Source organism: Kitasatospora sp. NPDC048407 (assembly GCF_043200475.1).
Classification (GTDB): Bacteria; Actinomycetota; Actinomycetes; order Streptomycetales; family Streptomycetaceae; genus Kitasatospora.
On record NZ_JBICXW010000026.1, the window covers coordinates 16061 to 27713 of the forward strand.

The 11653-nt window shown below is 72.9% G+C and carries 9 protein-coding genes; 2 read left to right on the forward strand and 7 right to left on the reverse strand.

What is annotated here, in order from left to right:
• Nucleotides 1–262 precede the first annotated feature (262 nt).
• The 7 genes from murD to rsmH form a co-directional block, all read right to left on the reverse strand.
• The gene (gene murD / locus ACGFWJ_RS31815) at nt 263–1699 is read right to left on the reverse strand and encodes a UDP-N-acetylmuramoyl-L-alanine--D-glutamate ligase (RefSeq protein WP_392955642.1); all 1437 of its coding nucleotides are present in this window, start codon (nt 1697–1699) and stop codon (nt 263–265) included.
• Entirely contained in the window at nt 1684–2745 is a 1062-nt protein-coding gene (gene mraY / locus ACGFWJ_RS31820) for a phospho-N-acetylmuramoyl-pentapeptide-transferase (protein WP_392955644.1), read from the reverse strand. Before mraY ends, murD begins: the two co-directional genes overlap by 16 nt.
• Nucleotides 2742–4145, reverse strand: a complete 1404-nt coding sequence (murF, locus tag ACGFWJ_RS31825) for a UDP-N-acetylmuramoyl-tripeptide--D-alanyl-D-alanine ligase (protein WP_392955646.1) — start codon at nt 4143–4145, stop codon at nt 2742–2744. Before murF ends, mraY begins: the two co-directional genes overlap by 4 nt.
• Nucleotides 4142–5794: a UDP-N-acetylmuramoyl-L-alanyl-D-glutamate--2,6-diaminopimelate ligase gene (locus ACGFWJ_RS31830; RefSeq protein WP_392955648.1), complete on the reverse strand. Its 1653-nt coding sequence runs from the start codon at nt 5792–5794 to the stop codon at nt 4142–4144. The genes murF and ACGFWJ_RS31830 overlap by 4 nt, the downstream gene beginning before the upstream one ends.
• Nucleotide 5795: 1 nt before the next feature.
• Nucleotides 5796–7931: a peptidoglycan D,D-transpeptidase FtsI family protein gene (locus ACGFWJ_RS31835; protein ID WP_392955650.1), complete on the reverse strand. Its 2136-nt coding sequence runs from the start codon at nt 7929–7931 to the stop codon at nt 5796–5798.
• Nucleotides 7928–8380, reverse strand: coding sequence for a septum formation initiator family protein (locus tag ACGFWJ_RS31840; RefSeq protein WP_387643777.1), 453 nt, complete (start codon nt 8378–8380; stop codon nt 7928–7930). The genes ACGFWJ_RS31835 and ACGFWJ_RS31840 overlap by 4 nt, the downstream gene beginning before the upstream one ends.
• A 126-nt stretch (nt 8381–8506) precedes the next feature.
• Nucleotides 8507–9475 (reverse strand): 16S rRNA (cytosine(1402)-N(4))-methyltransferase RsmH, encoded by a 969-nt coding sequence (gene rsmH, locus ACGFWJ_RS31845; RefSeq protein ID WP_387643775.1) that lies wholly within the window; start codon nt 9473–9475, stop codon nt 8507–8509.
• Between the two features lie 482 nt (nt 9476–9957).
• Here rsmH and ACGFWJ_RS31850 point away from each other — a divergent pair, with 482 nt between their 5' ends.
• Both ACGFWJ_RS31850 and ACGFWJ_RS31855 read left to right on the forward strand, forming a co-directional pair.
• Nucleotides 9958–10473 (forward strand): beta-class carbonic anhydrase, encoded by a 516-nt coding sequence (locus tag ACGFWJ_RS31850; protein WP_387643772.1) that lies wholly within the window; start codon nt 9958–9960, stop codon nt 10471–10473.
• Between the two features lie 169 nt (nt 10474–10642).
• On the forward strand, nt 10643–11653 hold the full coding sequence (locus tag ACGFWJ_RS31855; protein WP_392955735.1) for an AAA family ATPase: 1011 nt from the start codon (nt 10643–10645) through the stop codon (nt 11651–11653).

Consider the following 11653-nt stretch of genomic DNA (forward strand, 5'->3'; position numbering starts at 1 on the left):
TCGTGGTCGCCGAGACCAGTCGCAGACGCGGCTGCTTCTCGCTGGGCGGCACGTCCGTCTCCTCGTCGTCGGGGGCGCCTACAGGGCGGGTGGAGCTGGCGGGCGGGCGCGAAATCAGGGGCGCGGGGAACTGCGCGACAAGCGCGAAGCCCGTCCGCCAGGTCGCGATCACGTGCAAGCCATTGTCCTGCATCGCGATCTTGCTGACGGGTGCCTTCCGCTCGGCGCAGTTCCCCGCGCCCCTGTTTTCGCGCTCGCCTGCCTACATGCTTCGAACGGCCGCCGCGAACATGTCCCCGCGCTCACCGTAGTTGGTGAACATGTCCATCGACGCGCAGGCGGGTGCGAGCAGGACGGTGTCGCCCTTCTGCGCGGCGGCGGCCGCCACGCGGACGATCTCGGCCATCGCCTCGGCGCCAGTCTTCCCGGGCGCGGGTTCGAACACCGGGACTTCCGGGGCGTGTCGCGCCAGCGCCTCGCGGATCAGCTGCCGGTCCTGGCCGATCAGCACGGCGGCCCGCAGCCGGGGGGCCGCGTCGGCGACCAGCTGGTCGAACGTCGCGCCCTTGGCGAGGCCGCCGGCGATCCACACCACGGGGCGGTAGGCGGCCAGCGAGGCGGCCGTCGCGTGGGTGTTGGTGGCCTTGGAGTCGTCCACGTAGGTCACGCCGTCGACCTCGGCGACGTGCGCGATGCGGTGGGCGTCGGGCCGGAAGGCGCGCAGCCCGTCGCGGACGGCCTTGGCGTCCACGCCGTACGCCCGGGCGAGCGCGGCGGCGGCGAGCGCGTTGGCGATGTTGTGCGGCGCCGGCGGGTGGATGTCGGCGACGGCGCCGATCTCCGCGGCGGCACGGTCCCGGTCGGGGACGAAGGCGCGGTCGACCAGCAGGCCGTCCACGACGCCGAGGTTGGAGATGCTGGGGGCGTCGAGGCCGAAGCCGATCGCGCGGCAGCCCTCCTCGACGTCGGCCTCGCGGACCAGTGCCTCGGTGGCGGGGTCGGCGAGGTTGTAGACGCAGGCGACCTGGTTGCCCTGGTAGATCCGGCCCTTGTCGGCGGCGTAGGCCTCCATCGAGCCGTGCCAGTCGAGGTGGTCGGGGGCCAGGTTGAGCACCGCGCCGGAGTGGACGCGCAGCGAGGGCGCCCAGTGCAGCTGGTAGCTGGAGAGTTCGACGGCGAGGACGTCGTAGGGCTCCTCGGCGAGGACCGCGTCCAGCACCGAGACACCCACGTTGCCGACGGCGGCGGTGCGCTTGCCGGCGGCGGTGAGGATGGACGCCAGCATCTGGACGGTGGTGGTCTTGCCGTTGGTGCCGGTGACGGCCAGCCAGGGGGCCGGCTCGCCGGTGGCGGGGTGCGGGGTGCGCAGCCGCCACGCGAGTTCGACGTCGCCCCAGACCGGGACGCCGGCCTGCTCGGCGGCGCCGAACAGCGGGCTGTCGGGGGCCCAGCCCGGCGAGGTGACGATCAGCCGGGTGCCCTCGGGCAGGGTGGTGCCGTCGCCGAGGCGGACGGCGATGCCCTGTTCGGTGAGGGCGGCGGCCTTGGCGTCCAGCGCGGGGCCGGTGCCGCCGTCCACGACGGTGACGTGCGCGCCGAGCCCGTGCAGGACTCGGGCGGCGCTGACCCCGGAGAGGCCGAGTCCCGCGACGACGACCGGCAGGCCGGCCCACTCCGGGTTGATCATCCGGTCACCCATCCCGCGTAGAAGAGTCCGAGTCCGACGGCGACGCACAGGCCCTGGATGATCCAGAACCGGACCACGATCAGGACTTCGCTCCAGCCCTTGAGTTCGAAGTGGTGCTGGAGTGGCGCCATCTTGAAAACGCGCTTGCCGGTCATCCGGAACGAGCCGACCTGGATGATCACCGAAAGGGTGATGATCACGAACAGGCCGCCGAGGACGGCGAGCAGCAGCTCGGTGCGGGAGACGATGGCCAGACCGGCCAGGGCGCCGCCGAGGGCGAGCGAGCCGGTGTCACCCATGAAGATCTTCGCGGGCGAGGTGTTCCACCACAGGAAGCCGAAGCAGGAGCCCATCAGGGCGGCGGCGACCACGGCGAGGTCCAGCGGGTCGCGGACCTCGAAGCAGGACGCGGTGGCCTTGATCGCGTAGGCGCAGTTCTGGGTGTGCTCCCACAGGCCGATGAAGGTGTAGGCGCCGAAGACCATCACCGAGGCGCCGGTGGCGAGGCCGTCCAGACCGTCCGTCAGGTTCACGCCGTTCGACATCGCGGCGATCATGAAGTAGGCGAAGAGGACGAACAGCACCGGGCCGACGGCCCACTTGAAGTCCTGCGCGAACGACAGGTGCGTGGACGCCGGGGTCAGGCCGCGGCTGTCGCTGAACTGGAGCGCCAGGATGGCGAAGGCGAGCGCCACGAAGGACTGGCCGAGCAGCTTCGCCTTGGCCCGCAGGCCCAGCGAACGGCGCTTGACCACCTTGATGTAGTCGTCCAGGAAGCCGACCAGGCCCAGGCCGGTGGTCAGGAACAGCACCAGCAGGCCGGAGGCAGTGGGCGACTCGCCCGTTATCGCCTTGGTCGCGAAGTAGGCGATCAGGGTGGCCAGGATGAAGGCGATGCCGCCCATGGTGGGCGTGCCCTTCTTGCTGTGGTGCGCCTTGGGGCCGTCGTCACGGATGTACTGGCCGTACCCGTGCCGGGCGAGCAGCTTGATCAGGGCGGGGGTGCCGAGCAGCGTCAGCACCAGGCCGATCAGGCCGGAAAAGAGGATCTGCTTCACTTCGCGGCACCGTCCGCGAGCAGTGCCTCGGCGACCTTCTCGAGGCCGACCGAACGGGATGCCTTCACCAGGACCACGTCCCCCGGCCGCACCTGACTGCGCAGCAGCTCGATCGCCGCGTCCGCGTCGGACACCAGCACCGACTCCTCACCCCACGAACCTTCGTTTCTCGCGCCCAGTTCCATCCGGGCCGCCTCGCGTCCGCCGACCGCCACCAGCTTGGTGATGTCGAGCCGGACGGCGAGCCGTCCGATGGCGTCGTGCTCGTCGAAGCTGTCCTCGCCGAGCTCCCGCATCTCACCGAGCACCGCCCAGGTGCGGCGGCGCTCCGGGCCCTTGCCCGCCATCGTCGCCAGTGCCCGCAGCGCGGCCCGCATGGACTCCGGGTTCGCGTTGTAGGCGTCGTTGACGACGGTCAGGCCATCGGCCCGGTCGACCACCTCCATGCGCCAACGGGACAGCGCACCGGCTTCGCCGAGTGCCTCGGCGACGCGGTCGACGGGCATCCCGAGCTCCACCGCCACCGCAGCGGCGGCGAGGGCGTTCGAGACGTGGTGCTCACCGTACAGGCGCAGCTGCACGGGTGCGGAACCGGCCGGGGTGCTGAGCGTGAACTGTGGCCGCCCGGTGGCGTCCAGGCGAACATCGGTGGCACGGATGTGTGCGTCCGAGGATTCGCCGAACAGCACGACGCGGGCCTTGGTGCGGCTGCTCATGGCACGCACCAGCGGGTCGTCGGCGTTCAGCACGGCGACGCCGTCGGCCGACAGCGCCTCCACCATCTCGCCCTTGGCCTCGGCGATGCCCTCCTTGGAGCCGAACTCGCCGACGTGCGCGGTGCCGATGTTCAGCACCAGGCCGACGGTGGGCGGGGTGATGCCGGTCAGGTACTCGATGTCGCCCTTGTGCCGGGCGCCCATCTCCATCACCAGGTGACGGGTGGTCGGGGCGACCTGGAGGGCGGTCAGCGGGTGGCCGATCTCGTTGTTGTGCGAGCCCGCCGGGAAGACCGTCTCGCCGTGCTTGGCCAGCAGTTGACCGATCAGGTCCTTGGTGGAGGTCTTGCCGGCCGAGCCGGTGAGCGCCACGATCCGCACCTCGGTGGCGCGGGCGACCACGGCGCGGGCGAGCCGGCCGAGCGCGACGACCACGTCGTCGACCAGGATCGCGGGCACGCCGACCGGGCGGGTCGCGAGCACCGCGACCGCGCCGTCGGCGACCGCCTTGGCGGCGAAGTCGTGGCCGTCGACGCGTTCGCCGAGCACGCACACGAACAGGCCGCCGGGCTCGATCTTCCGGTTGTCGGTGACCACCGCACCGGTGATCAGCGCGTCCGGGTCGGCCGCGTCCAGGGTGCCGTCGACCGCCTTCGCGGCCTCGGCCAGGGAAAGTGCGATCACCGGTCTGCCTCCATCAACTGCTCCATCGCGACCCGCAGTACCTCGCGGTCGTCGAACGGGCGGACCTCGCCCTTCACGTACTGCCCGAGCTCGTGGCCCTTGCCCGCCACGAGGACGGTGTCCCCGGCGTGCGCCCGGGCGACGGCCAGCGCGATCGCCTCGGCGCGGTCGGGGACGGCGAGCACCTCGGCGCGCTCGTCCTCGGGCACCTCGGCGGCGCCGCTCAGCATGGTGGCGAGGATCGCCAGCGCGTCCTCGGAACGCGGGTTGTCGCTGGTGAGGACGGCGGTGTCGGCGAGCCGGGCGGCGATCGCCCCCATCGGGGCGCGCTTGTACGGGTCGCGGTCGCCGCCGCAGCCGACGACGACGTGCAGCCGGCCCTTGGTGACCTCGCGCAGCGAGGCGAGCACGGCGCTGAGCGCGTCCGGCTTGTGCGCGTAGTCGACCACGGCGACGTACGCCTGCCCGGCGTCGACCTTCTCCAGCCGGCCGGGCACGCCCGGGACCTGGGCCACCCCGGCGACCGCGGCGTCCAGCTCGATGCCGGCGGTGACCAGCGCGGTGATCGCGCCGAGCGCGTTGGCGACGTTGAACGGGCCGGGGAGCGGCACCGAGGCCTCGGCGCGGGCGCCGTCCGGGCCGAGCACGGTGAAGGTGGAGCCGGCCGGGCCGAGCTGGACGTCGACGGCGCGCCAGTCGGCTGCCGGGTCGCCCGCGGCGGAGAACGTCACCATCGGGATCCGGGCCTCGCCGGCCAGCCGGCGGCCGTAGGAGTCGTCGCGGTTGGCGACGCCGAGCCGGGCCTTGCCGGGCTCGAACAGCCGGGCCTTGGCCCGGTAGTAGTCCTCCATGTCGGGGTGGAAGTCGAGGTGTTCCGGCGTCAGGTTGTTGAACAGCGCGACGTCGTAGGCCACGCCGTCGGTGCGGCCGTACACCAGCGCGTGGCTGGAGACCTCCATGACCACCGAGTCGGCGCCGGACTCGTTCATCACGGCGAGCACCGCGTGCAGGTCGGTGGCCTCGGGGGTGGTGCGCTCGGACTTGATCCGCTCGGTGCCGACCCGCATCTCGACGGTGCCGATCACGCCGGGCAGCCGGCCGGCCCCGCGCAGGCCGCCCTCGACCAGGTACGAGGTGGTGGTCTTGCCGTTGGTGCCGGTCAGGCCGATCATCAGCATCCGCTCGGCGGCGGCCCCGTAGACCGCCGCGGCGAGCTCGCCCATCACCGCTCGCGGGCTGTCCACCACCAGCAGCGGCACGCCCGCGCCGGCGGCCAGCTCCGCGCCGGCGGCGTCGGTGAGCACCGCGACCGCGCCGGACGCCACCGCACCGGCGGCGAACGCCGCACCGTGGTGGTTGGCGCCGGGGAAGGCGACGTACACGTCGCCCGGACGCACCGCCCGGGAGTCGTGGGTGATGCCGGTGACGGCGGGCCCGTCAACGGGCGGCAGCCCGAGCAGCCGGGCCGCCTCGGCGAGGGGCAGCGCCGCGGCGCGGCTCGGACGAGGGGGACTCGCGGAGATTTGATCGGATTTCGGCACGGCCGGAAGGCTATCGGCCCCATGCCCCCCTGGGCCAAACCGGGCCCCGGTCGTGACGCTGCTCACATCGCGCTCGGCGCGCCGCGAAGTGTCGGGGGTGTCGCTCATCTCAGGGCTTCCAGTCGACGGGCAGGTTCGGCGCCTCGCTGCCGCTCGGCGGAACCTGGAGGGTCTTGAGGGTGAACTCCATCACCTGCTTGAACACGGGCCCGCACAGCTGCCCGCCGAAGTGCCCGTTGACCGGGTGCTGGATGACGCAGGAGACCGTCACCCGGGGCTGGTCGGCGGGCGCGAAGCCGATGAAGGAGGCGGTGTACCCGGAGTACTTGCCGGTCTTCGGGTCCACCCGGTCGGCGGTGCCGGTCTTTCCGGCCACCCGGTAGCCCGGGATCTGCGCCTTGTTGCCGGTGCCCTGCTCGTCGGTGACGACGGACTCCAGCATCTCGGTCAGCGTCTTCGCGGTCGCTTCCGTCACCACCCGGCTCTGCGCCCCGGCCGGCGCGGGCGTGAACCGCCCGTCCGGGCCGGTGGTGCCGGCCAGCAGACTGGGCGCGACCCGTACGCCGCCGTTGGCGATGGTGGAGAACACCGAGGTGGCCTGCAGGGCGTTCACCGAGAGGCCCTGGCCGAACGGGATGGTGTACTGCTGCGAGCCGTTCCAGTCCTCCGGCTTGGCCAGGATGCCGCGGGTCTCCCCGGGGAATCCCAGCCCGGTGGGCTTGCCGATGCCGAACTTGTCGAGGTACCCGGCGAGCACCTTGTTGGACTCGGCCTGGGTGGCGCCCAGGTGTTCGGCGGCCTCGATGGTGCCGATGTTGGACGACTTGGCGAGCACGCCGGCCAGCGTCAGGTACCAGGTCTCGTGGTCGATGTCGTCGTGGAACACCCGGTCGGAGCGCTGCAGCGTGTTCGGCACGGTGACGTGGGTGTCCCAGTTCGCCGAGCCGGTGTCCAGCACCGCGGCCATGGTCATCAGCTTCGCGGTGGAGCCCGGCTCGTAGGCGTCCTGCAGGGCCGGGTTGCCGAGCTGGTCGGCGCGGGCCGAGGACAGGTCGTTCGGGTTGAAGCCCGGGGATGACGCCATCGCCAGCACCTGACCGGTCTTCACGTCCTGGACTATCACATAGCCCTTCTCCGCACCGGAGTTGGACACCTGGTCGGTGATGGCGCGCTGCGCCGCCCACTGGATGTCCGGGTTCACCGTCAGCCGCAGGTCGTTGCCGGGCACCGCGTCCTGCCGGCTGCCGCCGGCGGTGGCGACCCGGCGGCCCCCGGCCGAGGCGTAGGTGGAGTAGCCGTCCTCGCCGGCCAGCTGCTGCTGGTACTGGAGTTCCAGGCCGCCGGTGCCGGTGCCCTCGGCGTTGACGAAGCCGACCAGGTTGGCGGCCAGGCCGTTCGCCGGGTAGCTGCGCTTGGTCGACTGCTCCCAGAACACCCCGGCCAGCGGGTTCACGCAGGCGTTGTCGAGGAACTGCCGGCCGCCCTTCTCGGCGGGCTTGCCGAGCAGTTCGCGCTGGCCCCGGCAGTTGGCCGTGTCGGTCTGCCTGGCCAGCGAGGACTTCAGGTCGGCGATCTGCGCCTTGGCCTGCGGGGTCTGACGGGAGGTCAGCAGGGCGTACTGGCTCTTCGGGTTCTTCGCGTTCGGGTGCAGCGAGCCCGCCAGCTTCTCCTTCGACACGCCGAGGATCGGCGCGAGCAGCCCCGCGGCCTGCTCCGGGGCGTCCGGCAGGTGGGTCGCCTCGGGGGTGAACATGGTCGGGTCGGCGGTGATGTCGTACGCGTCCACGGTGGTGGCCAGCACGGTGCCGTCGGCGGCGGTGATCGAGCCGCGCTCGGCGGGCAGCTTCACCCGCACGTACTTGTTGGCGCCCGCGCCGGCCGCCAGCGCGTCGGAGTCCAGCAGCTGGAGCTGTACCAGCCGGCCCGCGAAGATCGCGAACACCAGGCCCAGACTGACCGTCACCAGCCGCAGCCGGCGCTTCGGATCGGCCAGCTTGATGGCCCGCGGGACGGACGCCGGGCGGCGGCCCGGGGCGGGGCGGCGGACGTCGGGGCGCGGCCGGGGCCGGGCGGCGGGCCGGCGCTCCCCGTCGGACGGCCGCGGGCGGGCCGGACGGGCCGGGCGCGGCGGGGCGCCGTCGGCGGAACGGCGCGGCTCGCCGACCCGGCGGCGGGGCGCGGCGGGGCGGCTGCCGGCCGGCGGGGTGCGGCGCGGGCGGTCGGCGTCGCCTGGCGGGCGGCTCACCGCTGGGCCCCGGCCGGGGCACTGGCGGGCGGCGCGGGGGCCAGCTCGATGCCCGGGTCGCCGGAGCTCGGCGCCGCCGAGGGCGACGGCGAGCCGGAGGCGCCGCCGGGGCGCTGCCAGGGATCGGAACTGCTGCGCGGCACCGGCGGGTTGTCCTCGGCGGCCTTGGGCTTGCCGGTGACGCTGCCGTCGGCGCCGAGGAAGACCGGGGCGCCGCCGGGGACCATGCCGAGCTCGCGGGCGCGCTGCTCCAGCGCGTCGGGCGCGGACTGGGCGGCGATCTCCTGCTGGAGGGACTGCTGCTGGTCGGTGGCCTCGGTGGTCTGCTTCTTCAACCGGGACATCGTGAACGAGCCCTCGTTGAGGGCGGTGTTGAGCATCAGCAGGCCGAGCAGCCCGGCCGACAGCAGAGTCACCACCAGCACCGCGAACGGGGCGCGCCCCCGCATCGAGCGCGCCCCGGGCCGGACGGTGATCCGTGCCCTGCCCCCCTGCCCGGGGACGCGCCCCCGGGTCCGCTCGCCGGCCACCGGCACCGCTCCACTCCCCTTCGTTCCGCTGCTCCCGGCGGCTGGCTACCTCCGGGTCTCCCTGATCCTCTCCGCCACGCGCAGCCGAACGGGTGCGGCGCGCCGGTTCTCCTCGATCTCCTCCTCGGTCGCCAGTTCGGCTCCTCGGGTGAGCAACTTCAGCCAGGGCTGGAGCTCCTCGGGGATCACCGGCAGGCCCGGCGGGGCGGTCGAGGTGGCCCCGGCCTGGAGGTATTGCTTGACCAGCCGGTCCTCCAAGGACTGGTAGGACATCACGACGATCCGACCGCCCATCGCGAGGGCGTCCAGTGCGCCGGGAATGGCCCGGTCCAGCACCTCCAGTTCGCCGTTGACCTCGATCCGCAGCGCCTGGAAGGTCCGCTTGGCCGGGTTGCCGCCGGTCCGCCGGGTGGCGGCCGGAATGGCATTCCGCACCAACTCCACCAGACGAGCGCTGGTGGTGAACGGTTCCTTCTCGCGTTCCCGCAGCACCGCGGAGGCGATCTTCCCGGCGAACCGCTCCTCGCCGTACACCTTCAGGATCCGGGCCAGGTCGCCGTGGCTGTAGGTGTTGAGGACCTCGGCGGCGGAGATGCCGCGGGTCTGGTCCATCCGCATGTCCAGCGGCGCGTCCTGGGCGTAGGCGAAGCCGCGGTCGGCCTCGTCCAGCTGCATCGAGGACACGCCGAGGTCGAACAGCACGCCCTGCACAGCGGGGATGCCGAGGTCGGCCAGCACCTGCGGGATCTCGTCGTAGACCGCGTGCACCAGGGTGGCGCGCTCGCCGAAGCGGGCCAGCCGCTCGCCGGACAGCTTCAGTGCCTGCGGGTCGCGGTCCACGGCGACCAGCCGGACCTCGGGGAAGCGGGTCAGCAGTGCCTCGCTGTGGCCGCCCAGGCCCAGGGTGGCGTCCACCACCACGGCGCCGGGCGCGGAGATCGCCGGGGCGAGCGCGTCCAGGCAGCGCTCCAGCATCACCGGAATGTGCCGGGGGTTGGGGCTGTCGGTACTCATACGGGGGCGGGGCCCTTCCTCAGGTGCAGGTGTGGCCCCGCCATTCTCGCCTACCGGCCCGCCGGTTCCGCACGCCACCCGTGGTCCCCGCCCGCTCGCTCGGGGGAAGGAGCGACCGCCCGGCGCCGGGGAAGGTGCGCCAGGTGGGCACGGAGCGGGAGGAGGCCGCGGGCTGCGTACGGGCCGGTGGGCCCGGTGCGGAGAGCGGCCGGGCGCCCGGTTGCCGGGTGCCTTCCGCCGTGCTCCACTGCGCCGCCAGACTATCGCCCACGCCTCGCCAGTCAACGCTCCGCGACGGCGCACCACCCGCCCGGCCGTATCGGTTTGCGCAGGTCGGACCAGTACTGAGGGCCCCCGACCGGACGGGGCGCGGAACGCTCCGGGTGCGCCGGTCGAACCGGGTCGAAGCCGTCCGAAGAGGGCTGGTAAAGGCTTTCGCAGGTGGGCCCCGCCGCCCGCGCGACCCCACTACCGTCGTCGCCATGGCACCTGCTCCCGGCACCGACCGGCCGTCCGAGACCGACCGCTTCGTGGCAGCCAACCGCTCCTACGCCGAGACCTTCCGGGACGGCGGCATGGACGCCCGTCCGGTGCGCAAGGTCGCCGTGGTGGCGTGCATGGACGCCCGGCTCGACCTGTTCGCCGCACTCGGCCTGGAACTCGGTGACGCCCACATCATCCGCAACGCGGGTGGCGTGGTCACCGACGACACCATCCGTTCCCTGACCATCAGCCAGCGCGCCCTGGGCACCCGCACGGTGGTGCTGATCCACCACACCGGCTGCGGACTGCTCGGCCTGACCGAGGACTTCCGGCACGAACTCGAGCGCGAGGTCGGCCAGCGCCCGCAGTGGGCGGTGGAGGCCTTCAGCGATCTGGACGGCGACGTCCGCCAGTCCATGCAGCGGGTACGGACCTCGCCATTCCTGCCGCACCGCGACGACGTGCGCGGATTCGTCTTCGACGTGCACACCGGGCTGCTCCGCGAAATCCGCTGAAACCGCTCGGCCCGCACCCTCGTCCCAAACCGGGACAGCCTTCGCGAGTCGCCCGGCCGGGTGACTTCTGGCCGGGGGACAGGGAAGAATGCGCCAAGTATTCGGGGTGGGCGGAGGTCGAACCAGCCGCCCGGTGACTGCTGCACATGGGAGCGTACGGGTGACGACCATCAACGGGCAGGGCTCGGAGCAGCCGACGGCGGACCGGCACGAGCGCCGGGAGCCTGCCGGGCTGGCGGAGTTGACGGCGGTGGTCGACCGGGTCCGGGCGTCCGTCGAGAGCGTGATCGAGGGCAAGCCCGAGGCGGTCCGGATCGCGCTGACCGTGCTGCTCGCCGAGGGCCACCTGCTGCTGGAGGACGTGCCCGGCGTCGGCAAGACCATGCTCGCCAAGGCGCTGGCCCGCTCGGTGGACTGCACGGTCCGCCGGATCCAGTTCACCCCGGACCTGCTGCCCTCCGACGTCACCGGCACCAACGTCTTCGACCAGCACCAGCGGGACTTCGAGTTCCGGCCCGGCGCGATCTTCGCGCAGATCGTGGTCGGCGACGAGATCAACCGGGCCTCGCCGAAGACCCAGTCGGCGCTGCTGGAGTCGATGGAGGAGCGTCAGGTCACCATCGACGGCACCTCCTACGAGCTGCCCTCGCCGTTCATGGTGATCGCCACCCAGAACCCGGTCGAGATGGAGGGCACCTACGCCCTGCCGGAGGCCCAGCGCGACCGCTTCATGGCCCGCATCTCGATCGGCTACCCGAGCCCCGAGGCCGAGTACGCGATGCTCGACCTGCACTCGGCCGCCAACCCGCTGGACAAGCTGCAGCCGGTCGCGCACGCCTCCGACCTGCTCAAGCTGATCAGCGTGGTCAAGGGCGTGTACGTCTCCGACCCGGTCCGCCGGTACGCCGTCGACCTGGTCGCCGCCACCCGCAACACCCCCGAGCTGCGGCTCGGCGCCTCCCCCCGGGCCACCCTGCACCTGGTCCGCGCGGCCCGCGCGCACGCCGCCCTGGACGGCCGCGACTACGTGCTGCCGGACGACATCCAGGCGCTGGCCGTGCCGGTGCTGGCGCACCGTCTGCTGCCCACCTCGGAGACCCAGCTGAGCCGCCGCACCGTGGAGAACGTGGTGCTCGACCTGGTGTCCCGACTGCCGCTCCCGCGTCCGCAGGGCCGCTGA

Bases quoted from the DNA above. Each gene is read 5' to 3' on its own strand.
- murD (WP_392955642.1), bottom strand. From the start codon at position 1,699: ATGGGTGACCGGATGATCAACCCGGAGTGGGCCGGCCTGCCGGTCGTC.
- ACGFWJ_RS31840 (WP_387643777.1), bottom strand. From the start codon at position 8,380: ATGCGGGGGCGCGCCCCGTTCGCGGTGCTGGTGGTGACTCTGCTGTCG.
- rsmH (WP_387643775.1), bottom strand. From the start codon at position 9,475: ATGAGTACCGACAGCCCCAACCCCCGGCACATTCCGGTGATGCTGGAG.
- ACGFWJ_RS31850 (WP_387643772.1), top strand. From the start codon at position 9,958: ATGGCACCTGCTCCCGGCACCGACCGGCCGTCCGAGACCGACCGCTTC.
- ACGFWJ_RS31830 (WP_392955648.1), bottom strand. From the start codon at position 5,794: ATGAGCGACACCCCCGACACTTCGCGGCGCGCCGAGCGCGATGTGAGC.